The 25,267-nt window shown below is 72.9% G+C and carries 21 protein-coding genes and 1 pseudogene; 12 read left to right on the top strand and 10 right to left on the bottom strand.

The window, feature by feature from the left end; translation table 11 throughout:
* Positions 1-28: 28 nt before the first annotated feature.
* From AB0M52_RS09565 to AB0M52_RS09535, 7 genes are all read left to right on the top strand, one after another.
* Positions 29-397, top strand: coding sequence for a nucleotidyltransferase domain-containing protein (locus AB0M52_RS09565; RefSeq protein WP_363951181.1), 369 nt, complete (start codon positions 29-31; stop codon positions 395-397).
* Positions 398-456: 59 nt separating this feature from the next.
* Complete coding sequence (locus AB0M52_RS09560) at positions 457-927, top strand: hypothetical protein (RefSeq protein WP_363951175.1); 471 nt, start codon at positions 457-459, stop codon at positions 925-927.
* 180 nt (positions 928-1,107) lie between these two features.
* Positions 1,108-1,335 carry a cation transporter gene (locus AB0M52_RS09555; RefSeq protein ID WP_363951173.1) on the top strand — a complete coding sequence of 76 codons (228 nt, stop codon included), beginning with the start codon at positions 1,108-1,110 and terminating at the stop codon, positions 1,333-1,335.
* Positions 1,336-1,463: 128 nt separating this feature from the next.
* Entirely contained in the window at positions 1,464-2,378 is a 915-nt protein-coding gene (locus AB0M52_RS09550) for a cation diffusion facilitator family transporter (protein ID WP_363951171.1), read from the top strand.
* Positions 2,372-4,378 (top strand): cytochrome c oxidase assembly protein, encoded by a 2,007-nt coding sequence (locus AB0M52_RS09545; RefSeq protein ID WP_363951169.1) that lies wholly within the window; start codon positions 2,372-2,374, stop codon positions 4,376-4,378. The genes AB0M52_RS09550 and AB0M52_RS09545 overlap by 7 nt, the downstream gene beginning before the upstream one ends.
* 114 nt (positions 4,379-4,492) lie before the next feature.
* Positions 4,493-5,158 carry a thioredoxin domain-containing protein gene (locus AB0M52_RS09540; protein WP_363951166.1) on the top strand — a complete coding sequence of 222 codons (666 nt, stop codon included), beginning with the start codon at positions 4,493-4,495 and terminating at the stop codon, positions 5,156-5,158.
* Positions 5,155-5,781 (top strand): vitamin K epoxide reductase family protein, encoded by a 627-nt coding sequence (locus tag AB0M52_RS09535; RefSeq protein ID WP_363951163.1) that lies wholly within the window; start codon positions 5,155-5,157, stop codon positions 5,779-5,781. The genes AB0M52_RS09540 and AB0M52_RS09535 overlap by 4 nt, the downstream gene beginning before the upstream one ends.
* A 117-nt stretch (positions 5,782-5,898) precedes the next feature.
* Here AB0M52_RS09535 and AB0M52_RS09530 read toward each other — a convergent pair whose 3' ends face one another.
* Complete coding sequence (locus AB0M52_RS09530; protein WP_363951160.1) at positions 5,899-6,246, bottom strand: hypothetical protein; 348 nt, start codon at positions 6,244-6,246, stop codon at positions 5,899-5,901.
* Positions 6,247-6,421: 175 nt separating this feature from the next.
* Between AB0M52_RS09530 and AB0M52_RS09525 the strand changes: the two genes are divergently transcribed.
* Positions 6,422-7,441 (top strand): crosslink repair DNA glycosylase YcaQ family protein, encoded by a 1,020-nt coding sequence (locus tag AB0M52_RS09525; protein ID WP_363951158.1) that lies wholly within the window; start codon positions 6,422-6,424, stop codon positions 7,439-7,441.
* 39 nt (positions 7,442-7,480) lie between these two features.
* On the opposite strand, the gene mgtA is transcribed toward AB0M52_RS09525, so the two are convergent.
* Together mgtA and AB0M52_RS09515 are read right to left on the bottom strand one after the other, a co-directional pair.
* Positions 7,481-10,054, bottom strand: coding sequence for a magnesium-translocating P-type ATPase (gene mgtA / locus AB0M52_RS09520; protein WP_363951155.1), 2,574 nt, complete (start codon positions 10,052-10,054; stop codon positions 7,481-7,483).
* 96 nt (positions 10,055-10,150) lie between these two features.
* Entirely contained in the window at positions 10,151-10,771 is a 621-nt protein-coding gene (locus AB0M52_RS09515; protein WP_363951153.1) for a DedA family protein, read from the bottom strand.
* Positions 10,772-10,905: 134 nt separating this feature from the next.
* On the opposite strand from AB0M52_RS09515, the gene AB0M52_RS09510 reads away from it, so the two are divergent.
* Together AB0M52_RS09510 and AB0M52_RS09505 are read left to right on the top strand one after the other, a co-directional pair.
* Positions 10,906-13,251 carry a lysylphosphatidylglycerol synthase domain-containing protein gene (locus AB0M52_RS09510; RefSeq protein ID WP_363951151.1) on the top strand — a complete coding sequence of 782 codons (2,346 nt, stop codon included), beginning with the start codon at positions 10,906-10,908 and terminating at the stop codon, positions 13,249-13,251.
* Positions 13,252-13,309: 58 nt separating this feature from the next.
* The gene (locus AB0M52_RS09505; protein WP_363951149.1) at positions 13,310-14,476 is read left to right on the top strand and encodes a YncE family protein; all 1,167 of its coding nucleotides are present in this window, start codon (positions 13,310-13,312) and stop codon (positions 14,474-14,476) included.
* Positions 14,477-14,521: 45 nt separating this feature from the next.
* Here AB0M52_RS09505 and AB0M52_RS09500 read toward each other — a convergent pair whose 3' ends face one another.
* Both AB0M52_RS09500 and AB0M52_RS09495 read right to left on the bottom strand, forming a co-directional pair.
* Complete coding sequence (locus tag AB0M52_RS09500) at positions 14,522-15,322, bottom strand: polysaccharide deacetylase family protein (RefSeq protein WP_363951147.1); 801 nt, start codon at positions 15,320-15,322, stop codon at positions 14,522-14,524.
* The gene (locus AB0M52_RS09495; protein WP_363951179.1) at positions 15,310-16,437 is read right to left on the bottom strand and encodes a glycosyltransferase; all 1,128 of its coding nucleotides are present in this window, start codon (positions 16,435-16,437) and stop codon (positions 15,310-15,312) included. Before AB0M52_RS09495 ends, AB0M52_RS09500 begins: the two co-directional genes overlap by 13 nt.
* Before the next feature lie 333 nt (positions 16,438-16,770).
* Here AB0M52_RS09495 and AB0M52_RS09490 point away from each other — a divergent pair, with 333 nt between their 5' ends.
* Positions 16,771-17,466, top strand: a complete 696-nt coding sequence (locus AB0M52_RS09490; RefSeq protein WP_363951145.1) for an SDR family oxidoreductase — start codon at positions 16,771-16,773, stop codon at positions 17,464-17,466.
* Between the two features lie 21 nt (positions 17,467-17,487).
* Here the strand turns inward: AB0M52_RS09490 and AB0M52_RS09485 are convergent, their stop codons facing one another.
* The 5 genes from AB0M52_RS09485 to AB0M52_RS09465 all read right to left on the bottom strand — a co-directional run bounded on the left by AB0M52_RS09485 (position 17,488) and on the right by AB0M52_RS09465 (position 24,368).
* On the bottom strand, positions 17,488-17,868 hold the full coding sequence (locus AB0M52_RS09485; protein WP_363951142.1) for a YccF domain-containing protein: 381 nt from the start codon (positions 17,866-17,868) through the stop codon (positions 17,488-17,490).
* 61 nt (positions 17,869-17,929) lie between these two features.
* Entirely contained in the window at positions 17,930-20,035 is a 2,106-nt protein-coding gene (locus AB0M52_RS09480) for a cellulase family glycosylhydrolase (RefSeq protein ID WP_363951177.1), read from the bottom strand.
* Between the two features lie 217 nt (positions 20,036-20,252).
* The gene (locus tag AB0M52_RS09475) at positions 20,253-20,801 is read right to left on the bottom strand and encodes a hypothetical protein (RefSeq protein ID WP_363951139.1); all 549 of its coding nucleotides are present in this window, start codon (positions 20,799-20,801) and stop codon (positions 20,253-20,255) included.
* A gap of 22 nt (positions 20,802-20,823) precedes the next feature.
* The gene (locus AB0M52_RS09470; protein ID WP_363951136.1) at positions 20,824-21,342 is read right to left on the bottom strand and encodes a hypothetical protein; all 519 of its coding nucleotides are present in this window, start codon (positions 21,340-21,342) and stop codon (positions 20,824-20,826) included.
* Between the two features lie 278 nt (positions 21,343-21,620).
* Entirely contained in the window at positions 21,621-24,368 is a 2,748-nt protein-coding gene (locus AB0M52_RS09465) for an AAA family ATPase (protein WP_363951134.1), read from the bottom strand.
* 309 nt (positions 24,369-24,677) lie between these two features.
* Here AB0M52_RS09465 and AB0M52_RS09460 point away from each other — a divergent pair.
* Positions 24,678-25,267, top strand: a pseudogene (locus tag AB0M52_RS09460) (hypothetical protein); the annotation flags it as partial.

The raw sequence follows: 25,267 nt of genomic DNA, 5'->3' as shown, positions 1-25,267 counted from the left end.
GGCGGCCGGCAGCGCCGATGTCCTCGGGGTGTTGGTGGTGGGCTCCTGGGCGCGCGGGGCAGCGCGGATGGACTCCGATGTCGACATCATCGTCGTCACGGACAACCGGCGGTACGCGGATCCGGGCAACTGGACCGGCCTGCTCGGCGGCGAGGCGGTCCGGCTGGCGGAGTGGGGGCTCCTCCAGGAGGTCAGGGTGCGACGCCCGTCGGGCTTCGAGGTCGAGATGGGCATCGTGCCGCCGAGTTGGGCGGACACCGACCCGGTCGACCCGGGCACCCGTCGGGTCGTGAGTGACGGGCACCGGATCCGGTACGACCCGGCCGGTCTGCTGGCCGCCTTGTCGGCGGCGTGCCGAATCACCACCGAGGCGCCCGGCGCGCAGCCGGCACCGTGATCGTCGCCGGCCGCCGGTTGGTCGTCGCCCTGCCCGATGAGTGCCGTACGCTGCCCCTCGTGACGAGGGTCGGTGCGGTGCCGACGGCGCGGGCAGGTTCCCGCGGCGCCGCCATGGCCGTGCTGATCGCCGTGTTCGTTCTGCATGTCTGGCAGTGCGCGGCGAGTTTCGACGTGTCGCGTCCGTCGGCGTCGCCAGCTGGTGTCGGCCATCAGGTGGCCACCACCGGCGTCGTGACCCCGATCGCCGACGAGGCGCCGGTGGCCGCCGGCCGCTGGCCGGCGCAGGCGGGGTCGACCCTGCTGCCCGCCGGGTCGGTCTTCATCGATGGCGACGAACGTGGGCCGACCGTCGGCGAGGTCGCGACGACGGGCTGTCTGATCCTGTTGACCGTCGGGATCGCCGTCCTGGTCGGCCCGCTACGGCGGTGGACGCTGCGGACTCCGGTGACCCGGGGTTCACCCAGGCGGGGCCCGGTGCGCACCTGGTCCGGGTGCAGTCTGTTCCAGCTCTGCGTGCTGCGTACGTAGCCGCCGACGTTCGCGACCAGCATCGGTCCCGGCGGCGACCGCGTCACTCGGCGGTGCCCGCCCGGTAGGGGTGTCCGGCTGGTCGCTGTTTCCCGTCGGTGCCGTCCGTCCGGTGCCAGGGCCGGCCTTGGCGTCGGCAGCGGCAGGGTCGCGGCAGTCTCGTCGTGCAGAGGGACCTTCGTGAACGACAGCATCACCTACATGATCGCCCTCCGTGGCCTGTGCTGTGACCGGTCCGAGGCGGCGGTCCGCCGGATCCTGGAGGCCCTGCCGGGGGTGCATCGGGCCCATGTCTCGGTGGTCGCCGGCCGGGCCGTGGTGGACGCCGACCCCGCTGCGGTGACCTCCGCCGTGCTGGTCGCGGCGCTGGCCGTGGCCGGCTACCCGGCGCGCCTGGAGCGGCTCTGACCGTCGGGTGCTGGGCCCGGACGCGCGAAGCGTGGTGTCGGATCTCATCAGCCGGGCCAGCACAGTTGCACTCATTGCAATGTCAGCATATGTTTCGGAGCGAGAGCCGGAGTAGGGAGGGACACAAGGTGGGTGCCGGGCACGACCACGGGCAGCAGGTGTTGCGCGCCGGGGAGAAACACCGCGGACGGTTGTGGGCGGCCTTCGTCCTGCTGGCCGTGTTCATGTTGGTGGAAGCGGTCGGAGCGTGGTGGACCGGTTCCCTGGCACTGCTGTCGGACGCCGGCCACATGTTCACCGACGTGCTCGGCATCGGCATGGCACTCGCGGCGATCACCGCGGCGAGCAGAGCGTCCCGCGACGGCCAGCGCACCTTCGGCCTGTACCGGATGGAGGTCCTGGCGGCCCTGGCGAACGCGGTGCTGCTGTTCGGCGTGGCCCTCTACGTGCTGGTGGAGGCGGTACGGCGACTCGGCGAACCGCCGGAGGTGCTGGCCGGCCCGATGCTGGCGGTGGCCCTCGCGGGCCTGGTGGCGAACATCGTGGCGTTCCTGCTGCTGCGCTCCGGCTCGCAGGAGAGCCTGAACGTGCGCGGCGCCTACCTGGAGGTCCTCGGCGACCTGTTCGCCTCGGTCGGCGTGATCGTCGCGGCTGGCGTGATCGCGGTCACCGACTGGTGGTACGCGGACCCGATCATCGCGGTGGCCGTCGGCCTGTTCATCCTGCCGCGCACCTACAAGCTGGGCCGCGCGGCCCTGCGGGTCCTCGTGCAGGCCGCGCCGCCGCACGTGGACGTCGCCGAGGTCCGCGACGGGCTGCGCGCGGTCGACGGTGTCGCCGACGTACACGACCTGCACGTGTGGACGCTGACCTCCGGTATGGAGGTGGCCTCGGCGCACCTGACCCTCGGCGCCGGCGCGGACCTCGCCGAGGTGCTGGCCACCGCCCGGCGGGTGCTGCACGACCGGTTCGCCATCGAGCACGCCACCCTCCAGGTCGAGCCGCAGGACGCCGATGGCGTCTGCGGCGGTGCGCAATGGTGACCCTCCTGCGCCGACCGGTCCTGGTGCCCGCGGCCACGGTCCTGGTCGCGACCGGGGTCGGGGCGGCGCTGCTCTGGTGGGGCGGCGGCAGCGTTCAGCCGACCCCACCCGGGCTGCCCGACCCGGGCCCGACCACGACGTGGCTGCTGCCGGCCGCCCGGCTCGGCATGCAGATCGGGGCGGTGACCACCGTCGGGCTGCTGCTGGCGGTCGCCATCCTGTCCCCGCGCGACGACGGCGGCCGGCTGTCCGTGCTGGGCTACCGCCGGCTGCGCGCCGCCGCGCTGACCGCGGCCCTGTGGTCGGTGGCCGCCGCGGTCGCGCTCTGCTACACCCTGGTCGACCTGTTCGGGCTGCCCGCCGCGCAGGTGCTGTCGGTCCGCGCGGTGCTGAACTTCGCCCTCACCGTGCCGCTGGGACAGGCACTGGCCCTGAGCGGCGCGCTCACGCTGGTCACGGCGGTGATCGCGGCGCGGAGTCTGCGTCCCGCCGGGGCGGTGGTGGCGCTGCTGACCGCGCTGGCGGCGCTGGTGCCGCCGGTCTTCACCGGGCATGCCGCGTCGGCCAGCAACCACCAGCTGGCCGTGTCCGGCCTGCTGCTGCACGTGGTGCCGGTCACCGTGTGGGCCGGTGGCCTGTTCGCCCTGGCGGTCACCGCCCGGGGCGGCACCGCCGACCTCACCGTCGCCGTGCGCCGGTTCGCGCCCCTGGCGCTGGCCTGCCTGGTCGCGGTCGGCGCGTCCGGGTTGCTGTCGGCGGGCGTACGGCTGACCGGCCCGGCCGACCTGACCGGCACCCGCTACGGGCAATTGCTGCTGGTCAAGACCGCCGTGCTCGTCGCGATCGGGGTGACCGGGCTGCTGCACCGCCGCCGGGCGATCCCCGCCCTCACCGCGGGCCGGCGCGGCCCGTTCCTGCGGGTCGCGGTGGTGGAGACGCTGCTCTTCGCCGCCGCGGTGGGTACCGCCGTGGCGTTGTCGCGTACGCCGGCCCCGGTCGGCGGGGTCGAGGAGGACCCGGCCACCGCACTGCTGGGCTTCCCGATGCCCCCGGCGCTCAGCGTCGAGACGGTGGCCCGGCTCTGGCTACCGGAACCACTGATCATCACTGTCGCCCTGGTCGCGGCCGGACTCTACGTCGCCGGGGTGTGGCGACTCTGGCGGCGCGGCGACGCCTGGCCGCCGGCCCGCACCGCCCTGTGGTTGGCCGGCTGCGCGGTGATCATCATCGCCACCTCCAGCGGGCTGGCCCGCTACGGGCCGGTGCTGTTCGCCGTGCACATGGTGCAGCACCTGCTACTGATGATGGTGGCGCCGATCCTGCTGGTCCTCGCCGGGCCGATCACTCTGGCGCTGCGCGCGCTGCGACCCTCGACGGCCCCGCGCTGGCCGGGCCCCCGCGAATGGCTCCAGGCCGCCCTGCACTCCCGGGTGACCCGCGCGTTGACCCATCCGGTGGTGGCACTGGCCCTCTACGTGGCCAGCCTGTACGTGCTGTACTTCACCGGCCTGTACGAGCTGGCGGTCCGCTCGCACGCGGCCCACCTGGCCATGGTGGCCCACTTCCTCGGCGTCGGGTACCTCTTCTTCTGGGCCGTCATCGGCATCGACCCGGCCCCGCGCCGCGTCCCGCACCCGCTCAAGATGATCCTGGTGTTGATCAGCATGGTGCTGCACGCCTTCCTCGGGGTCGCGCTCATGCAGTCGTCCACCGTGCTGGCCGCCGACTGGTGGACCGCGCTGGCCCGACCGTGGGGGCCGACGCCGCTGGAGGACCAGCGCGCCGCCGGTGGCATCGCCTGGTCCTTCGGCGAACTGCCCACGGTGATCGTCATGGGGGCGCTGCTCTACCAGTGGATACAGGCCGACCAACGGGAGGCGCGCCGTCGAGACCGGGCCGCCGACCGCGCCGAGGCGGAGGGACGCGAGGACGCCGAACTGGCCGCGTACAACCGGATGCTCGCCGAGCTGGCCGAACGCGACCGCCAGGTGCGCGGATAAGCCCCCACCTCCGCCGGGCCCGACCCGGCCGCACTGCCCGCCCGCCGGCTCCCAGCAAGCTGACAGTTGGTCGGTACAGCATTGATCGCCCCCACAGAGAAGGTTGACGCCCACATGACGAGGAACACCCGACTGACCCTGGCGATGATTCTGGTGGTGATCCTCGTCATGCTCGGCCTGATGACCTACAACCGGAACAACGCCCCGAGCACCGCCGCCGGGGACACCGGCGAGGGCGTCGACCCGGCGGTGCTGGTCCGGGACGACAGCCACCGGCTCTCCACCGCCGCCGACGGCCGGGTCACCCTGGTGGAGTTCCTCGACTTCGAATGCGAGTCGTGCGCCGCCGCGTACCCGGCGATCAAGGAGATCCTGGCCACCTACCAGGACCGGATCACCTTCGTCGTGCGGTACTTCCCGATCCCCAGCCACCCCAACGCGGAGCTGGCCGCCCGCGCCGCCCAGGCCGCGGCCAACCAGGACCGGTTCGCCGAGATGTACACCGTGCTCTTCGAGAACCAGGACGCCTGGGGGCATCAGCGCACGCCGCAGACCGAGACTTTCGTCGGCTACGCCCGTACCCTCGGCCTCGACCTGGACCGGTTCCAGCGCGACCTCGACGATCCGGCCACCGCGGCCCGGGTGGACAGGGACAAGGCCGACGGCGAGAGCGCCGGCGTGCAGGGCACCCCGACGTTCTTCCTCAACGGTCGCCAGCTGACCCAGGTGCGTACCCAGGGGGACCTGGTCGCCGCCATCGACGCCGCGCTCGCCGGATGACCGCCACCCTGGACCGCCGTTCGGACGCGAACGCCCCGGAGACGGGATTCCTTGCCCGGGTCACCGCATGGGTGCTGGCCATCGGCGGCGGCATCGGCCTGCTCGCCGCGGGCACCCTCACCGTCGAGAAGATCAATCTGCTGTCCGACGCCGACTACGTGCCGACGTGCAGCATCAACCCGATCCTCTCCTGCGGCTCGGTGATGACCACACCGCAGGCCGCCGCCTTCGGCATCCCCAACCCGCTGCTCGGCATCGCCGGATTCGCCGTGGTCACCACCCTCGGCGTCATCCTCCTCGCTGGCGTGCGGCTACCCCGCTGGTTCTGGCTCGGCCTCCAGGCCGGCGCCACCTTCGGCGTGGTCTTCGTGCACTGGCTGATCTACCAGAGCCTCTACGTCATCTCGGCGCTGTGCCCGTACTGCATGGCGGTCTGGGTGGTGACCATCGCGATCTTCCTCTACACCACCCTGCACAACCTCCGCCGGATTCCGCCGTCGTCCCCGCTGGCCCGGCTCGCCGGGGTCGCCAGCTATCACAGCGTCGTCCTGGTCGCCTGGTACGCGGTGCTCCTGGCCGCCATCCTGTACCGCTTCTGGGACTACTGGTCCACGCTGCTCTAACGGGGGTTCGTGAGCGGCAGTCATCCTCGGCGGCGATGTTTCGGCGGGCGAACTCGGCGATCAGCAGCGCACCGGCTTGGGCGTCCACCGCGAACTGGGCGTCGAACGACTCGGGGCTCACCGGCCGCACCGTGCGGCCGTGCCGGTCGCTGACGGCAGGCTTGAACGTGTCGGCCGGTACGTCTCCGGGATGCCCGGATCCGGCGGGTCGTCCAACCGCAGGTAGGTGACCAGCACCGCGGTGCCCTGCGGGGCCAGCGCGACCGCGGTGGCCGCGCCGATGCCGTGGTTGGCCCCGGTGACGAGGGCGACCCGCAACCGGGCACCGTCCACTACACCCACGCCGACCAGCGCAGGCCGGGTGCCTACCCGAGCCTGGCCCCCGACCGGTGCCCAGAGGCGACGCCGCTCCACCAGCACCAGCAACGAGCGCCGAGAACGTTCGGCCCCACCCCGCGACTCCATCAGACGACCCGACGGATCCCCAAGGCTGACGGATTACCCGAGCAACGTTCAAGGACCTAGTCACTACCGGTCGCCGAGGCGGTCCGGCGCTGGACCTGATGGTCGCGTACGGTGCGACGAGGGCGAGGAGGGAGCCGGTGCGGGTACAGCATCCGATCGTGGGCAGGTCGAGCTGATGGGGGCCGCCTCGGTGCGCCGGGAGGACGTCATCGCGTTCCGGGTGCGCGCGCAGCACCTGCACCGCCGGCTGCCCGCCGGGTCACGCCACCGGGCGGCGCGATGCGGCCTGCCGGACGGCGCGCCCCGCTCGGCGGTTCTGTCGCTGCACGCTCGGGCCGGCGGGGTCGGCCCGGACGACTGGGACGACCCCGCGTTCACCCAGGTCTGGGGGCCGCGTGGGGCGGTGTACGTGGTCGCCGAGGCCGACGTCGCGGTCTTCACCCTCGGCCTGCTACCCGGCGACGGCCGGAAACGGCAGGCGGCGTACGAGGCGGCCGACGCGGTACGGGACGCGATCGGCTCGGGCCAGGTCCGCAAACGCGAGCTGCTCGGTGCGGTCGGGAACCGGGTCGAGCGGCTCCTGCTGGCGTGCACCACCGGCCGGCTCCGGCTCCGCTGGGACGGCCGGGACACCCTGGTGCGGGTTGCCGACCCGCCGCGGGTCGACCCGGACGAGGCGCGCCGCGAACTGCTGCGTCGGTTCCTCGGCGCGCTCGGGCCGGCCCCGGTGCACGGGTTCGCCCGGTGGGCGGGACTGTCCATTGGTGACGCCCGCGAGAGCTGGCACGCCCTGGCCGACGAACTGGCGGAGGTGACCGTGATGGGCCGGGGCGGCCAGGCGATCCTCGACGCCGACCGGGCCGCCCTGGTCGACGCGCCCCAGGCCGGCGGCGTACGCATGCTGCCGCCCGGCGACCCCTATCTGCTCGCCGCCGACCGCGAGCTGCTGGTGCCGGTGGCCGCGCACCGTGCGGCGATCTGGCCCGCCGGTACCGTGCAACCCGGCGCCCTGCTGGTCGACGGGGAACTGCGCGGCACCTGGCGCCGACGCGGGCACCGGGTCGAGATCAGCACCTGGGCCGAGGTCGACGACGCGGTCCGGGTGGCCGTCGAGCGGGAGGCGGATGCCTTCCCGCTGGCGCTGGACCACGACATCGCGGTCACCTGGGCACAGCACCAACCCGTGTCGGGTTAGGACATCGGGACTACGGCGGCCCACCGCGAGCCGGCGCGCTCAGCGAAGCGCTCGTCGGTGCAGCCTGAACCGGTGCTTCGGCGCGGCGGTCACCGGGTCGGGCGGGATCCACCGCTTGACGAGTTCGTTGGTGACGACATACGCGACGGTGAGCACGGCGAGCGTGGCCAGGATCGGTAACGGCGGCGGGGCGAGCCCCAGCGGCGCGGCCAGCGGGGTGAAGGGCAGCGCGACGGTGACCGCGATGAGCAACGCCCCGGTGGCGAGCAGCGGCGTGGACGGCCGGCTGCGCAGGAAGCTGCGGTTGGTGCGCAGCACCATCAGGACGATGATCTCGGTCGCGGTGAACTGGATGAACCACGCGGCGCGGAAGACGTCGGTGGGGGCATGCCAGAACCAGTGCAGCACGGCGAGCGCGGCGAGATCGACGGCGATGCTGATGGATCCGTAGACCAGCATGAACCGGCGGATCGCCCGGACGTCGACGGTACGGGGACGTTGTAGCTGCTCCGGGTCGGCATGGTCGGTGGAGATGGTGATGTACGGGATGTCGGAGAGGAAGTTCAACAGCAGGACCTGACGGGGCAGCAGCGGCAGGAACGGCAGGAGCAGGGTGGCGACGCTCATGCTGACCACGTTGCCGAAGGAGGCGCTGGTGTTGACCCGGATGTACTTGAGGGTGTTGGTGAAGGTCTGCCGGCCGAGCCGGACGCCGTCGGCGACGACGTTGAGATCCTTTTCCAGCAGGACGATCGCGGCGGCCTGCTTCGCGACGTCGACGGCGGTGTCGACGGAGATGCCGACGTCGGCGGCGTGCAGGGCGGGGGAGTCGTTGATGCCGTCGCCGATGAACCCGACGACCGCGCCGCGGGCGCGCAGCGCGGTCAGCACGCGTTCCTTCTGCACCGGGTCGACCTCGGCGAACACGTTGGTGCCGGCGATCCGGTCGGGCAGCTCCGCATCGGCGCAGCCGGCGATCTCGGTGCCGAGCATCGGTTCGCCGGTGAGACCGACCTTCCCGGCGATGTGCGCGGCGGCGTGCCGGTTGTCGCCGGTGATCAGCCGGACGGCGATGCCCATGCCGGTGAGCCGGTCGATCGCCTCGGCGGCGTCCGGCTTGGGCGGGTCCTGAAAGGCGAGGAGTCCGACGAGGGTCATCTGGGTCTCGTCGTCGACGGTGGCGGTACGCGCCCCGGGCAGCGCTCGCGCGGCCAGGCCGAGGACGCGGTTGCCGCGGTCACTCAGCTCGGTGAACCGCCGCTGGACGCGGTCGCGGACCTCGTCGAGCGGCACGACGCCGCCGCCGGTGCGGGCCGTGGTGCACACGTCCAGCACGGCGGCCAGCGAGCCCTTGGTGATCAGGGTGGCGGTGCCGCCGTCGTCGACCAGCAGGGACAGGCGCTGGCGGCTGAAGTCGTACGGGACCTCGGCGAGCCGGCGGGCCGGGTCGGCCGGCGGCTGCCCGGCCATGATCGCGGTGTCCATTGGGTTGGTGAAGCCCCGTTGCAGACCGGCGTTGAGCCGGGCCAGGCGGGCCGCCTCGTCGTCGGGCTCGCCGTCGACGGACAGGCTGGCGGTGAGCGTCACGCAGCCGGCGGTGAGGGTGCCGGTCTTGTCCGTCAGCAGCACGGTCATGGCACCGAAGTCCTCGATGGCTTCGAGGCGTTTGACGATGACCCGGTGCGCCGCCATCACCCGGGCCCCGGCGGAGAGGCTGACCGCGACGATCGCCGGGAGCAACTGCGGGGTCAGACCGACGGCGAGGGCCAGGGAGAACAGCAGGGAGTCGATGACCGGCCGGCCCATCAGCAGGTTCGCGACTCCGATGCCGACCAGCAGCACCACCATGATCCGGACCAGCAGCAGGCCGAAGCGGGTCAGCCCCCGCTGGAAGCCGGTGGCGGCGGGCCGGGCGGCGACCCGCGCGGCCACCTCGGCGAACGCGGTGTCCCGACCGGTCTGCATGACCACCGCCCGGCCGGTGCCGCTGACCAGGTGCGTACCCATCCACAGGGCGTTGGTCCGCCCGCCCAGGTTCGCCTCGGCGGGCGTGGCGTCCGGGGTCTTTTCGACGGGGAAGGATTCCCCGGTCAACGCGGCCTGGTCGACCTGCAACCGTTGGGCGTCGACGACCCGGCAGTCGGCGGGCACCACGTCACCGGCGTGCAGCAGCACCAGGTCGCCGACCACCACCTCCTCGACGGGCACGGACACCGGGTGGCCGTCGCGGACCACCTCGACGGCCACCCGCACCCGGGCCTGCAGCGCGTCGACGGCCCGCCCGGCGGCGCGTTCCTGCCAGAACCCCAGCCCGCCGCTGGCGGCCACGATGGCGAGGATGATCGCGCCGTCGATGAGGTCGCCGACGGCCATCGACAGCACCGTCGCGGCGACGAGGATCAGGATGATCGGGTTGGTGAACTGGGCCAGCAGCAGGCGCCAGCCGCGGCGGCGGGCCACGGTGACCCGGTTGGGGCCGCGCTCGCGCAGCAGCCGCGCGGCCTGCTCGCCGGTCAGCCCCTGCGACGGGGCGCCGACCACGGCCAGTGCCTCAGACAGCTGACCAGCCCAGAACGCCTTGGTACGGCCCTGCGGCCCGAACCGTTCCCCCACCCACCCTCCGCAGCCTCGCGGCGGTGCCGGCACGCCCGGCGCAGCTCTGACGCTACCGACGTGGAGCCATGCCGCGCGGGCGGTTGCCGCTATCGGTCAGTGGTCCTGGCGGGCGCGGCGCGCCCGGTGGCGGCGCCACAGCGCCAGCACCGCGGCGAGCAGGACCACGGCGAGCAGGGCGTGCGTGCCGATGCCCAACTCCCGTTCCACGTAGTGGATGGATGCCGCACCGAAGTAGCCCAGCAGCGACACCGCCGTCGCCCACACCAGCCCGCCGGCCACGTTCGCCCAGCCGAACGCGGCCCGGCGCAGGCCGCTGGCCCCGGCGATGATCGGGACCACCGTCCGTAACACGGCCACCCACCGGCCGACCACCACCGCCGCGGCGCCCCGGCTGGACACCAGGCGCTGCGCCCGGTCGAGGTCCATGTGGCGGCGCGCCACGGCGGGCGCGCGGGCCAGCACCGACGGCCCGTAGCGCCGTCCCAGCAGGTAGCCGATCTGATCACCGATGCACGCGCCGGCCGCCGCGGCGGCGATCACCGCCCACAGCGGCAGCCCGCTGCCGTGCGCCACCACCCCGCCGACCAGCACCGCGGTCTCGCCGGGCACGACCAGCCCCAGCAACGTCGAGGACTCCAACGCGGGCAGGAGGAACACCAGCGCCAGCACGACCACCGGCGGCAGCCCGGTGATCACGGCCAGCACCCGGTCCATCCTCTGATTGTGGCGTTCCCGCCGGCCCGGGACCCCCGATTGAACGGCGGAAAACCGCCGAGTGGCACCGGGCGAGCCCGTAGGGTTCGACTCGACAGCAGGCCCACGACCGCCTCCGGGAAAGGCGAGGACTGGTGGTATCCCGGACGCACCGCCCGTCGCCGGCATTGCTGGTCAGCCTGGCCGTCTCGGCCGGTCTGCTGGTGGCGGTGAGCCTGCTGGTACGCCACCATCCGGTCGCGGCGTGGGAGCGGGACCTGTTCACCCTGCTCAATCGCCTGCCTTCCGGCGTGACACCGGTGCTGGTCGTGATCATGCAGGTCGGCTCGTACCTCGCGGTGTTCGCCAGCGCCGCCCTCGCCGGCCTGCTGCGCCGGTACGCGCTGGCGCGGGACCTGCTGCTGGCCGGCAACCTGGCGTACTGGCTGGCGCTCGCCAACAAGGCCGCGGTGGCCCGGCAGCGGCCGGCGGCCCTGCTGGCCGACGTCACGCTGCACGACACGATCACCGGTGGGCTGGGTTATCCCTCTGGGCATGTCGCGGTCACCACCGCCCTGGCCCTGGTGGCGGCGCGTGCCGTCGGGCCCCGCTGGCACCGCCTGCTGTGGGTGGTCATCTTCCTGGTCGCCGTGGCGCGGATACACGTCGGCGCGCACCTGCCCGTCGACACCATCGGTGGGGTGCTGGTCGGCTGGTTCGCGGTGTGCCTGACCCGGCTGATGGTCGGGGACGTCGGCCCGGAACGGTCCGCCGGCGGCCTGCGCCGGGTGCTGCGGCACCGAGGCTTCGACGTGGTACGCCTGGAGCCGCTGACCGGCGACGCCCGTGGTTCGTGGCCGTGGCTGGCGGTCACCGCCGACGGGCGGCGGCTGTTCGTCAAGGTGACCGGCGGGCAGCAGCGCGACGCGGACTGGGCGTACAAGCTCTACCGACGGCTGCGCTATCGGCACGTCGCCGACGAGCCGCCCTACCTGAGCGCCAAGCAGCAGAGCGACCACGAGACGTACCTGACCCTGCTGGCGGAGCGGGCGGGCGTCCGCGTTCCGGCGGTGGTCACGACCGCCACGCTGCCCGACGGTGACGCCGTGCTGGTGCAGGAGTTCGTCGACGCCGCCCCGCTGGACTCGACCGTCGGGCCGTTGCCGGTCGCGGCGGTGGCGGACGTGTGCCGGCAGGTGGCGCGGCTGCACCGGGCCGGCATCGCCCACCGGGACCTGCGTGCGGCCAACATCCTGGTCGGCGGCCACGTCGTCCACCTGGTCGACTTCGGGTTCGGCGTCGACGGCGCCCCGGCCGACCAACAGGCCCGGGACCTCGTCGAACTGCTGGTCACGCTCGCCGGCCGGGTCGATCCGGCGACCGCGGTCGGCACCGCGATGGACGAGATCGGTGCCGCGCAGGTCGCGGACAGCCTGCCGTACCTGCAACGGCCGGTCGTTTCCCGGGCCGGCCGCGACGCCCTGCGCCGGACCCCTGGCCTGCTGGAGCAGGTCCGCGAGGAGATCCTGCACCGCTGCCCGCAGCGCGAGCCGCGGCTGGCCCGGGTGGTGCGGATCTCCCCGCGCGGCATCCTGCTGCTGGTCGCGCTCGGCCTGCTGGTGTACGTCCTGCTGCCGCAGGTCGGCGAGGTACGCACCGCGCTGCACCTGATGGTTCACGCGCATCCGCTGGCGCTCGTCGCGACCGCTCTCGGCTCGGTCGCCACCTATCTGCTCAGCGCGCTCGTGCTGCGCCTGGCCGCCGCCAACCGGATCCCGTTAGGGGAGGCCAACATCGTGCAGGTGGCCGCTTCGTTCGCCAACCGGCTCGCTCCGGGCAGCGTCGGTGGTGCCGCGCTGAGCCTGCGCTACCTGCACCAGAAGGGGTTCAACGCCGCCGAGTCGGCCACCGTGGTGGCGGTTTCCCGGACGGCCGGGGTGGTGTCGGTCGCGCTGCTGCTGCCCGTGCTGCTGCCCTTCGCGCGCCAGCCCACCCGTACCGTCGAACACGCCGCCACCGGCAAGGCGCTGCCGTTGCTGCTCGGGGTCGTGGTGGTCCTGCTGGCCGCCACGGCGGTGCTCTCGGTGCCGCGCCTGCGCCATCGCGGCCGCACCGTGGCCCGGCAGAGCGTCGGCGCGCTGCAGGCCCTGACCCACCAGCACCGGCTGACCCGGCTGGTCGTGTCGGCCGTGGCGCTCACCCTCGCCTACGGCCTCAGCCTCTACTTCGGGTTGCTCGCGGTCGGTCAACCGGTCAGTCTCGCGCTGCTGCCGCCGGTGATCCTGGTCTGTGTGGTCGGGGAGGGCGTCGCCTCCGCCGCGCCCACGCCGGGCGGCCTGGGCGCCACCGAGGCGGCCCTGGTCTCCGGGCTGCTGCTCTACGGCGTGCCGATCGACACCGCCGTCGCCGGTGTGCTGATCTACCGGCTCGCGACGTTCTGGATACCCGCCCCGATCGGCTACGTCGCGCTGCGCATGCTGACCCGCCGACACCTGCTGTGAGCGTCCCCCGTTAGGGATAGCTGACCGGGCCCACGGAAACGACGCCTAAAATGCCGGAATGAGGCGAAATAGGAGGATTGCCCTCGTGGTGCTGCTGCTCGCCGGCAGCGGCTGCACCGCCGCCGAGGAGCGGCGACCGCCACCCCCGACTTCGCCGGCCGCCAGCCCGTCACCGTTCGGCCCCCTGCTCGCGGGAATGCCGGCCTACCCACGGGCGGGCGACGTGTACGCGGGGGCCGGCGCCGACATGCTGGCCGACCAGGTACGCGACGACAAGGCCCTGGTCTACGTGCCGAACACGCAGAGCAACGACGTGTCGGTGATCGACCCGAACACGTACAAGGTGGTGGACACCTTCCCGGGCGGCCCCGAGCCGCAGCACGTGGTGCCGTCGTACGACCTGCGGACGCTGTACGTCGCCTCCAGCAAGATCCCGGACGGCGGGCTCGTGCCGATCGACCCCCGCACCGGCAAGCCCGGCGAGTTCCGGATGCTGGAGGACGTCTACAACCTCTACTTCACTCCCGAAGGCAAGCAGGCGATCGTGGTCGCCGAGGCGTACCAGCGGCTGGACTTCTACGACCTGAGCAACTGGAAGCGGGTGCGCTCGAAGCGGTATCCGGAGTGCGCGGGCATCAACCACATGGACTACTCGGCCGACGGCAAGATCATGTTGTTCAGCTGCGAGTTCGCCAACCGGATGATCGTGCTGGACACCGCCAGCCTCGACAAGCTGCGGGAGTTCACCCTGACCGAGACCTCCGACGGGATGCCGCAGGACACCCGGCTCACCCCGGACGGGCAGCACTTCCTGGTCGCCGACATGCACGCCCACGGCGTGTACGTCTTCGACGCCCAGGCCACCCGGCAGACCGGCTTCATCCCCACCGGCCGGGGCGCGCACGGCATCTACTTCAGCCGGGACAGCAGGCTCGCCTACGTCACCAACCGGGACGCCGGCAGCATCACCGTCCTCGACCTGGCCACCCTCAAGCCGACCGCGACCTGGAAGATCCCCGGCGGCGGCAGCCCGGACATGGGTGGACTGTCCGCCGACGGCAGCAAGCTGTGGCTGTCCGGCCGCTACCACCACGAGGTCTACGTGATCGGCACCCAGGACGGCAAGCTGCTGGCCCGGATCCCGGTGGGCCGGGGACCGCACGGCCTGACCATCTGGCCGCAGCCCGGCCGTTACTCCCTCGGCCACACCGCGAACATCCGCTGACGCCACCACCTGCTTGTCACCACGTCCGCGCCCGCGGCGGGCTCGTCAATGCCGGACCGCCAGCAGCTGCGACACCGTGACGAACTCGTAGCCGCGCGCCCGCAGCTGGTCGATGATCTCGGGCAACGCGCGCAGGGAGACCAGACGTTGCTTCCCACCCACGTCGTGGGCGAGGAGGATGGTGCCGGGTTGCACGTCGGCGACGATCCGCCGCGCCTGCCCGGCCGGGTCGCCGGGGAACTCCGCCTCCTGCATCTGCTGCGACCAGAGCACCACCTGGTACCCCATCCGGACGGCCGCCGCCGTGGTGCTGCCGGCCAGGTGGCCGTACGGGGGGCGCAGCAGTCGTGGCTCCTGCCCGGTAACCGCCACCAACTCCCGGTGGGTACGCGCCAGGTCCTCGCACGCCTCCTCGTAGGAGAGCCGGGCCAGATCGTGGTGTGCCCAGCTGTGGCTGCCCACCTCGTGCCCGGCGAGCCGGCCGCGGACCAGCTCGCCGTGCTTGCGGGCCCGCTCGCCGACCATGAAGAAGGTGGCCGGCACGCTGTGCTGATGCAGGGTGTCGAGAACCATCGGAGTCCAGTTGGGCCCCGGCCCGTCGTCGAAGGTGAGCGCGACGAGCTTGCGCTCCGTCCGGACCATCCAGTTCATCTCCAGCCGGCCGCCGCCCAGCAGCTCGGGATGCCCCGGCACCACCGCGCTCGCCGCACCGCCGCGTAGCGGCAGCTTGCGGTCGGCCACATCCGCCGCCTCGGCGAAGCCGACCACCCCGAGCCCGGCCCCGAAGGTGACCAGTGCGCCGCCGCGCAGCAGATCCCGGCGTCGGCTGCGCTTCAACCCGGCCATCCCCACCTCACCGGCGGGATGGCCTCGGCGACGACGGAGGCCATGTCGACCCGGTCGTCCGGGCGGGCGCCGGCGTCCCCGGCCCGCGCCATCAGCTCGGTCAGCGTCGGGCGCAGCCGCTGCGGGTAGGCGATGTAGCTGGTCAGCGCGGAGCGGCTGAGCACGGCGGCGTTGGCTCGGCCGTGCCCGGGGATGGGCCGGTAGGTGATCGTGGGCCGGCCGGAGGCGAGCGCCTCCTGGCAGGTGAGGCCGCCCGCGTTCTCCACCACGACGTCCGCGGCGCGCATCAGGGTGGGCATGTCGTCGACCCAGCCGAGCACGTGCCCGGGGAAGCGCCGGAGCCGGCGGTAGAGCCGTTCGTTGCGCCCGCACACCACGACGGGCTCGGCGCAGCCGGTGGCCAGCACCTCCGCCGCGGTCCGCGCCACGTCGCCGATGCCCCAGGAACCGGCGACGATCAACGCCAGCCGGGCCTGTTCGGGCAGCCCGAAGCGTTGGCGGGCAGCCCGGGTGCTCAGCTCGGCCGGTGCCGCGAAGCGGGCGTTCACCAGCGGACGGACCACCCGCACCGGGCCACCCGCGCCGCCGGCCACGGCCTGTTGCCGGGAGAGCTCGTGCACGACGCAGTACAGATCCACGCCGCGTGAGATCCACGTCGGGTGCACGGCGAAGTCGGTCACGTACGTGACCAGCGGCGCGCTGATCAGCCCGGCGGTCCGCATCGGCCCGAGGAGCTGGTTGGCGAACGGGAAGGTCGTCACCACGGCCCGGGTGTCCAGTGGCAGCCGGCCCAGCATCCGGCGGACCGCCGGGCGCAGCGTGGCGCGGAGCAGCTCCACCGACGACGGCGACCGCCCGGTCGCGCTGAACAGCGCGTCGTAGCACCACGGCAACCAGCGCAGCATGCCCCGGTAGGTCTCCCGGACCGTGGTGTTCAGCGGCCGGGGGAGCAGCGACAGGAAGTTCAGCCGGTCCACCCGCAGGCCCCGGCCGGTCAGCCGGTGCGACAGTTCGTCCGCGGCGGCGTCGTGGCCGGCCCCGATGTCCGCCGAGACCACCACCACCCGGCCGGTGCTGTCCCGGCCCGGCACGGAGGGCCGGATCCGGCCGGCCAGCCGTCCGCCGTCGGTGCGGCGGAGCGCCGGCCTCGTCGACCCACCAGCGCCCGGACCTGCCCTTTCCGCCTCCGGCCTGCACTCCGTCACGCGGGCGCGCATACCCGCCCCGGCGGATGTCAGTCCCGTCCGGGCACCGCGGCGTCACATCGCCTGCGGTGCCACTTCGAGATTGGTCGCGGTCTTCGATCCCGTCGCCCACGAATCCATGCGGGGGGCGGGTCGGCAGGCGTGCGGCCGGACCCTGGCGGTCGAACGCCCAGCAGCCGGGGGCGGGTGTGAGGGCCGCACAAGTGGGAAGGCAGCGCCCGCTCCGGTGAGGCGGTGAGGATCATGGCTGGCGGAACCTTCGTGGTGGTGGGTGGCACGAGCGGGCTCGGACTCGCCGTCGCCCGCCGGTTGCTCGGCAGGCATCGGGTGGTGGTCGTCGGCGACGAGCCGTGGGAGGTCGCGGCGGTGGCCGACGAGCTGGACTGTCCCGGGGCGGCCTGCGACATCACCTCCTACGAGCAGGTGCGGGAGTTGTTCGCGGGGGTGGTCGAACGGTACGGCGTGATCGGCGGGGTGGCCGACTGCGCCTCGGTGTGGGCCGGGGGTGACCTGCTCGACCTGAACCCGGAGCGCATCCGGCGGGCCGTGGAGGTCAATGTGCTCGGCACGACGTACGTGCTCAAGGAGGCGCTGCACCACCTGACCCGGCAGGGCCAGGGCAACGTGGTGTACGTCGGGGCGCTGGCGGTGACCAGGTCGCGGCCGGGCATCCCGGTCTACCGGGCCACCAAGAGCTACGGCACCAGCCTGGTCGAGTCGGTGGCCGAGGCCCAGCGCAGCAACCGGGTCAAGGTGATGCAGCTGCATCCCGGACCGATGCCGACGCGCCTGCAGGAGCGCGCCGGCGCCGAGTTCCTCGACGAGGTGTACGCCCAGCCGGAGCAGGTCGCCGCGGAGGTCGTCCGACTGCTGCTGCTGGCCGCGGACGACCTCTACGTCAGCGGCGAGCAGGTGCTGCGCGCGGACGGCCGGTGGTGACCCCCGGCGGAACGCGGTGGGCTACGGCGCGGGTACCACTTCCTGGCCCAGCGGCCAGATCGCGGCCGGGACGAGCTTGAAGTTGGCCACGCCGAACGGGATCCCGATGATGGTGAGGCAGAGGCTGACGCCGGCGACGATGTGGGACAGGGCGAGCCACCAGCCGGCCAGGACCACCCAGATGACGTTGGCGATGCCGGAGGCCACGCCGACGCCGGGCTTGGGTACCAGGGTGCGGCCGAAGGGCCACAGAGAGTACGACGCCAGCCGCAGCGACGCGACCCCGAACGGGATGGTGACGATGAGTACGAAGCAGATCAGCGCGGCGATGCCGTAGCCGATCGCCAGCACGAGGCCGCCGCCGAAGATGAGCCACAGCACGTTCAGCACGAATCGGATCATGAGTCCATCATGACGGCCGGGCGCCACCGGCCACCCGGGGGCGGCCGGTGGCGCGGGCGGGTCAGCCGGTGACGCCGGTGACGCTGCTGCCGGACTTCGTGACGCGGTAGGTCACCTGTGCACCGCTCCAGAAATGGAAGGTGAGGGTGACCGGGGCGGCGTCGCGTACCTCACCGAAGAAGGTGGAGGTCAGGCTGATCCGGTTGCCGGTGTAGTCGGGGGCGAAGGTGACGTCGAACTCCTTGAACGACGTCCAGTTGTGCGGGCCGGCGTTGCTGCCGTCGGCGTACTTCGCCTCCATGGTGGCGAGCTGGTCGCCGCGGAACTGGGTCGGGACGGCGAACGAGCCGGTGGATCCGGTGGCGTTGGACAGCACCGGCGTGTCGTAGGTGATCACGTCGATCCGCCACGGGACGCCGGCCGAGAACCGTGCCTGAAGGCTGGCATTGACGCCGTACGCCCGACTGCCGACCAGTCGGGTCAGCGCGCTCGCGGTGATGGTGAGCTGGTTGCCGGAGACGGTGTAGTCGGTGCCCTGCACCAGGTTGGTGCTGCCCTGGCGCAGCCCTTGGAAGATGGTGCCGTTCAGGTTCAGGGTGAGCGACTTGGCGGTGATCGAGCCGGCACGCGGCACGTACACCTGGTCGGACGAGGCCGTTCCGGACCGGGTGGTCCAACTCGACTTGATCTGGGCGAACAGCTCCGCGTCGCGCCACTGGAAGGTGGTCCGGTTGAAGTGCTGGCCGTTGTCCCAGAGCTGGGTGGTGATCTGCCTGCTGCGAGCGTAGTGGCCGAGGAACTCGAAGAACTTGAGCTTCTCGCCCTGCTGGATGGTGCCGGTGTGCCGGTCGAAGCCGAGCAGCCCGTACTCGCCGATGACCACCGGGATGCCCCGGGTGACGAAGGCGTTGTACACCCGGTCGAAGGCGTCGGTCAGGTCCTGCTGGGTGGTCGCGTCGAAGCGGGTGCCGCCGGCGACGTTGACGCTGAACGGCCAGTAGCCGTAGAAGTGCACGGTGGCGATCAGGTTGCGGTCGTTGAGCTGGCTGATGGTGGTGGCCAGTTCGTTGACGCGGGGCTGGTCGGCCGAGGTGTGCAGGGTCGGCAGGACCAGCATCCGGGTGGCGTTGTTGCCGCCGGAGGCGCGCACGATCCGGTGGAAGTTGCCGTTCAGCTCGTTGAGCAGTTGCGCGTTCTGGGCGTCCCCGGAGCTGTTGGCGAACTGCGGCTCGTTGACGCTCTCGAAGTGCAGCCTCGGTGAGGCGTCCCGGAACGCCGCGGCGATCTGGGTCCAGAGCGCGTTGTAGCGGTTCAGGACGGTGGTCCGGTTCGTCGGCATCTCGTGGATCCACTGCCACGAGTCGTGGTGAATGTTGATCATCACGTAGAAGCCGTCGTCCAGGGCCCAGCCCACGACCTCCTTGATCCGGTTTAGCCAGGCCGCGTCGATGGTGTACGACGGTGCCGGCCCGTGGTGGTTGCTCCAGGTGACCGGAATCCGGATGCTGTTGAAGCCCTGTGCCCGGATGGCGTCCAACTGGGCCGGGGTGACGCGCGGGTTGCCCCATGCCGTCTCGTCGGCACCGACGGCGTCGAAGGTGTTGCCGAGGTTCCAGCCGGGCTGCATCGCGGCCACGTAGGTCATCGGGTTACCGGCCGGCGGCGGGCTCGTCGGCGGGGGAGTGGTCGGCGGCGGGGTGGTCGGCGGGGGCGTGGTCGGCGGCGGGGTGGTGCCGCCCACGCTGCCGGTGCAGGTGACCCCGTTGAGCGCGAACGAGGTGGGGGCGTTGTTGCTGCCGGACCACGACCCGTTGAAGCCGAACGACACGGTCTGGTTGGTGCCGAGCGCGGCGTTGTAGCTGACGTTGGTGGCGGTGACGTCGTTGCCGGACGAGGTGACGTTGGCGTTCCACGCCTGGGTCACCCGCTGCCCGGAGGGGAACGTCCAGGTCAACCGCCAGCCGTTGAGGGGGTCGCCGAGGTTGGTCACGTCCACGTTCGCGGTGAAGCCGCCCGGCCACTGGCTGGGGGCGGAGTACGCCACCCGGCAGCCGGCCGCCGCGTGCGCGGCGCCCGCGTTGATCAGGCCGACGCCGGCCAGCAGTGCGGCGATGCCGCCGGCGACCAGACCGAATCGCCATCGTGTCCTTCGTAGTGTCTTGCTCAGCCCGGCCATGACGCTCCTCGTGTGGTGGTGGTGTCGACGGGTGGCTGGCCGGGCGTCGCCGGGACCACCGGAAACGTCCGGCCGGCTCGCACCATAAGTTGGGATCATCAACTTTGTCAATCGACGGACTGCGATACGGAACGCCAAAAAAGTCGGGTGCGGATCCACGATGGATCCGCACCCGAAGTGCTTGCTCAACGGCGCGCTGCCGGCGGGGTCAGAGCCGTCCGGCCACCGTACGGGCCAGTTCGGTCAGGGGCTTGCGGAACATGGCCGGGTCCTCCAGCCGGACCAACCGGATGGCCACCCACACCCCGGAGGCGTTGACGAAGACCGCACCGTCCTCGAGGTACGCCTCGTCGCCGATCCCGGACAGGGTCTCGAACTCGTGATTGAGTTCGCGGTCGATGTCGAGGATCTTCTTCGCCCCGTCGCCGACGTAGATCTCCACCTGGGCCGTCGGCCCGGAAACCGGCCCGGTGTACGAACAGCTCTCCCCGCCCGGCACCGCGTCCTCCAGCGGCGTGCCCGCCAGCGCTTCGGCGTCCTTCTTGGCGACCAGCGCGCACGCGTCGACCTTCGACGCGTCCGGCGACGGCTCGGGCGGGTCGACCGCCTCGGTCGGCTGCCCCGGGTCCAGCACGTCCACCTGCGTCGGCGGCGTCGCCGAGGGCTCGTCCGCGCCGCCGCAGGCGGTGAGGGCGGTGAGCGCGGTGAGGGCGATGGCCGCCACCGTGAGTCGGGCGGCGGGGGTCAGGTACCTCACGATCGTCTCCTTCGGGCGGACGTCACCGGGGCAGGGCGTCGAGCAGTCGGCGCAGCGCCTGCTCGTACCCGTCGGACTGGGCGCCGAGGCGCTCGAAGCTGCTCAGGGTAATGGTGAAGCTTCCCGCGCCACCGATCATCACCGCCTCGGCCCCGATGTCCTTGACCGCCAGGTAGCCCTTGCTGTCGCCGCCGAGATCCGCCACGTCCTGGTAGATCTGGTCAGCCTGCTGGCGCTGGTAGTCGTAGGTCGTCTCGCCGGCCAACCGGGAGGCCGTCGTCACGGAGAGCAGGGCAACCCCCTTGCCGTCACCGAAGCTGCAGTTGCCCTGGTCGACCATTGGCTGGCCGACGAACTCGGTGATCTGGTCAGCGGTGAACGGGCAGGCCGGGCGTGCCCCGTCGGCGTCGCCGGCGGGCAGGTCGAGGTCCGCGTCGGCGTCCACGCCGGCTCCCGCCGCCGGCGACGAGGGCTCGGTGCTGTTGCAGCCAGTGAGCGCGAGGGTGGCCGCGAGGGCCACGGGCAGGATCAGTCGCCGCACTAGTTCTGTCCCCTTCTTTCGCCCGGCCCGACCGGTCGGACCTCCGAGCAGTGCCGGCGCGACGCCGTCGGCGCGCCGGCGGATGATCGTGACGTCCGGAGTACGGGCCGGCCTGAATGCGCGGATGCGCGAGCTGTCGTACCGCTTTCCGCCACGGTCGACAGGTGACATCTCGACGCTACGGCCGGCCGCCCGCGGAGGAATCCGGCGTTTCCCTAGCCTTTGAACGGCGGCCGGCGCGATCGTCGGCCGTTGACGACGCTGCCCCGCGCCGCGCATCAACTCTTCACGTCGCTGGATCGGGCCAGCGCGGCACCGAGTTCGGCCCGGCGGGAGATGCCCAGCTTGCGGTAGACACGGGACAGATTCGTCTCGACCGTCTTGGGGCTGACGAACAGTTCGTCGGCGATGGCCCGGCTGGTCCGCCCCTGCGCGGCGAGCCGGGCCACCCGCTCCTCGGTGGCGGTGAGGTCCGACGGTGCGGGCGGGCGTCCACCGAGCCGGGCCGCCTCGGCCCGGGCCCGCCCGGCGAACGCCGCCGCGCCGATCGCGTCGAACTCGGCCGCCGCGACCTGTAGCGCCTCCCGGGCCGGGCGCTTGCGGCGCAACCGGCGTTGGACCACGCCGGCGACCAGCAGGCATCTGGCACGGTCCAGCGGCAGGACATCCGGTGCCACCGCAGCGCGCGCGGCGGCGAGGTCGTCCAGGGCGGCCGACGGGTCGACGCCACCGGCGCTGTCCAGCAGGGCTCGACTGCGCGCCAGGCCGAGCAGCGTCCAGGGCCGGGGCATCCGCCGGTGCCGCTCCGTCAGCCTCTCCAGGGTCGCCCGGGCGGTGGCCAGGTCACCGGCGCCCACGCACGCCTCGATCCAGTCCGGTTCGAAGCGCTGTGCGAGCGGCTCGGCCAGGCCCATCCGGTCGACCGTCGCGGCGAGCCGGCCGTATCCGGCCGCCGCCTCGGCCGTCCGTCCCGCGCAGAGCGCGACGAACGCACCCAGCTGCAGGTGGATGCGCCGGCACCAGTCGTCGTCGAGTTCCTCGCCGAGCCGTATCCCCGCTTCGGCTACCCGCCCTGCCGCGTCGAGCCGGCCCCGGAGGGCGTCGAGCAGCCCGGCCAGCCAGGTCTCCGCGGTCAGCTCGGTGCCCAGCAACTCACCGAGGTCGCGGGCCGCCGCGATGTGCCGCTCGGCCGCCGACCAACGCCCCGCCAGCAGCTCGGTCTCGCCGAGGTGCTTGAGCAGTTCGTACTGGGAGGGTTCGTCGCCCCGTGCCGCGGCCCGGTCCAGCAGTCCCGCCAGACGGGTCCGGGCCTGGCTCGGGTCGTCGATGGCCTTCCACCAGATCGCCGGGATCGTGCCGGCCAGCCACGAGGGCTCCGCCCCCTCCATGACGAGCGCGCGGTCGAGCAGCTCGGTGCGGGGCGGCTCACCGGCGCGTACCTCGTTGAAGAACAGGTGCAGCAGCGCGGCGGCCAGCAGCGAGCGGTCGCCGCCGGGGCCGGTGAGCAGGGCGATGGCCGCCTCCGCGTGCGCGCGCGCCGGGTCCGGCAGGTCGACGAAGAGGGCCAGGTGGGCGTGGATCCGGCCGGCCAGCGGGGAATCCGGTCGCGCCGCCGTCAGCGCCTGCCCGGCAGCCTCGACCGCGGTGACTCCCGGCTCGTCGGCGCTCCAGGCGACCACGGCGCGCAGCAGCAGCGCCTCGGCCCGGACGTCGCCATGGAAGCCGGTGGCCACCACCTCGGCGGCGGCTCGCGCGCCGGGATGGTCGCCGCAGTCGAACCGGCACCGGGCCGCGGCCAGCAGGCGCTCCCCGTGTCCGGCCCGGTCGTCGGCCGGGGTGAGCCGCGCCGCCGCCTCGTAGAGGTTCGCGGCGGCCTCCGGCGCGCCCCGCGCGTACTGCCGGGCAGCGGCCGCGGCGAGGGCGTCGGCCACCACCGGATCCGCGCTGGTGGTGCAGAGGGCGAGGTGCCGGACCCGTTCGTCCGGGTCGGCCACCACCTCGGCCAGCCTGCGGTGCAGGCCGCGCCGGACACCCGGCGGGATGCCGGCGCGGACCGCCGCGGCGTACACCGGATGGGCGAACTCGACGCGCGCCGGCGTCACCACCAGCAGCCCCGCCTCCTCCGCGGCGTCGAACGCCTGGGGGGCCACCCCGGCCGCCGCCAGATCCCGCAGCAGCGGGACGCTGAGCAGGGCGGCCAACCGGACGGCGTCCCGGCACCAGGCCGGCAGCCCGCCGAGCACGTCGCCGAGGAGTTGGTGAATGGACGAGGCCACCGGCAGGTCCTGCGCCGGCTCCGGTGGCTGCGGCAGGCGCTGCACCGCGCGGGCCACCTCGATGGCGACCAGCGGGTTGCCGTCGGCCTCCCGGGCGATCCGGGCGAGCAGCGGGCGGCTCAACGTGGCCCCGATCCGCTCCCGCAGGACGTGGTGCAGGGCCGCCACGTCGAGCGGTGCCAGAGCCAGCCGGGTCAGCCGGCCGGGGCCGGTGTCGAGCCCGAGGGGTGCGGCCCGCAGCGCCGGCCCGTTGCTGCTCCGACAGCTGACCAGGGTGGCCAGCCCCGGGCCCACCCGGCGCAACGCGAACCGCAGCGCGCGTTCGCTCGGCCGGTCCAGCCACGGCGCGTCGTCCACGGCGACCAGCACCGGCCGGCCTGCGGCGAGGGCTGCCTCCAGCAGCGACCGGGTGGCCGCGCCGACCACCCGCTCGTCGACCGTCTCGTCACTGTCCCGGGTGAGCAGCACCACCTCGGCGGCGACGCGTTGTGGACGCGGCAGATCCACCACCAGGTCCGCCAGCGGGCGCAGCAGATCGGCGAGGGCGGCGAACGGCAGGTCGGCCTCGCACTCGGTCGGCGCGCAGGTCAGCACGGGCCAGCCGGCCTGCGTCGCCTCGGCGATCAGCACCCGCAGCAACGCCGTCTTGCCGATCCCGACCGGACCCTCCAGCAGCACTGGCCCGGGCTCGCGCAGCGAGCGCCAGGCATGGTCGAACACCTCGTCCCGGCCGACGAGCGCATGCCGCATGATGGCGATTCTGGCACCGCTCACGCCTTGGCGGCCATCGTGCGGACGGTGACCCGCCGACGGCGGTCGGCCATGGTTGATCAGCCAGGATTCCCGCCGACGGCATCCACAAGGGAGCGAATCCCAGCACGTTTTCCTGGTCTCGCGTGGCGTTGGTGGGACTTCGCTCGTTGCCGACGGCAGAGGCTGCGTTCCGGGCCGCCGTGCCTTCGCCGGTGTTCGCGTCGGGCACGCCGACGACCGGCCAGGACCATGATCAGGCGAAGAGTGTCAAACGAGAGGTAGCTGATCGACCGTAGGGACGAAGGGATGAGGTTGTTGGGGACCAAGGATCCGACTGACATCGTCCGCCTGGCGACGGCTGAGGCGCTCCGGCGGATCGCCGGGGAGGCACTTCTGACCGGCATCCGGGGAACCCGGCTGGCCGCCCTCGGCGACGGTCTGCGGGAGGTGCTGCGCGCCGCGCTGGTGACGCAGTGCGTGGCGGAACCGTCCCGGCTCATCGTGCTGTGCCGGGACCTCGACCTCGGGCCCGACGCCTTCGACCTGCTGGGGCACCACGTGCTGGGCGCCCTGGTCGGTTACCGCCCGGGACCGGACGCGCTGGTGCGGGCCGGCGGCACGCTCGGGTTGGCGCGTCGGGAACTGTTCACGCCCCGGCCGCCGGCACCCGGTGAGCCGGTCTGGGTCCGTACCCACCCGGGCCGGCACAACGGCGCCGTCGCCCGCTACCGCTCGGCGAAGCCGCCGGAGCACCTGCCCTCGCCGCCGGCCTGGACCTGCACCGGGTGCGGCCGGGAGTGGCCGTGCCCGGTCAAGCAGAGCCAGCTGCTAGCCGAGTTCGGGGGAGCCCGCGCCGCGCTCGCGGTCTACCTCGGCTCGTGCCTGGTCGCCGCCGC

Source organism: Micromonospora sp. NPDC051296 (genome assembly GCF_040682255.1).
GTDB lineage: Bacteria > Actinomycetota > Actinomycetes > Mycobacteriales > Micromonosporaceae > Micromonospora > Micromonospora craterilacus.
This window is presented reverse-complemented; position numbering and strand designations above follow the sequence as displayed.

Coding starts and splice junctions, on each gene's coding strand:
- AB0M52_RS09535 (WP_363951163.1), top strand. CDS start 5,155: ATGACCGCCACCCTGGACCGCCGTTCGGACGCGAACGCCCCGGAGACG.
- AB0M52_RS09530 (WP_363951160.1), bottom strand. CDS start 6,246: ATGGAGTCGCGGGGTGGGGCCGAACGTTCTCGGCGCTCGTTGCTGGTG.
- AB0M52_RS09540 (WP_363951166.1), top strand. CDS start 4,493: ATGACGAGGAACACCCGACTGACCCTGGCGATGATTCTGGTGGTGATC.
- AB0M52_RS09505 (WP_363951149.1), top strand. CDS start 13,310: ATGAGGCGAAATAGGAGGATTGCCCTCGTGGTGCTGCTGCTCGCCGGC.
- AB0M52_RS09515 (WP_363951153.1), bottom strand. CDS start 10,771: ATGGACCGGGTGCTGGCCGTGATCACCGGGCTGCCGCCGGTGGTCGTG.
- AB0M52_RS09485 (WP_363951142.1), bottom strand. CDS start 17,868: ATGATCCGATTCGTGCTGAACGTGCTGTGGCTCATCTTCGGCGGCGGC.
- AB0M52_RS09465 (WP_363951134.1), bottom strand. CDS start 24,368: ATGCGGCATGCGCTCGTCGGCCGGGACGAGGTGTTCGACCATGCCTGG.
- AB0M52_RS09525 (WP_363951158.1), top strand. CDS start 6,422: ATGGGGGCCGCCTCGGTGCGCCGGGAGGACGTCATCGCGTTCCGGGTG.
- AB0M52_RS09545 (WP_363951169.1), top strand. CDS start 2,372: ATGGTGACCCTCCTGCGCCGACCGGTCCTGGTGCCCGCGGCCACGGTC.
- AB0M52_RS09500 (WP_363951147.1), bottom strand. CDS start 15,322: ATGGCCGGGTTGAAGCGCAGCCGACGCCGGGATCTGCTGCGCGGCGGC.
- AB0M52_RS09490 (WP_363951145.1), top strand. CDS start 16,771: ATGGCTGGCGGAACCTTCGTGGTGGTGGGTGGCACGAGCGGGCTCGGA.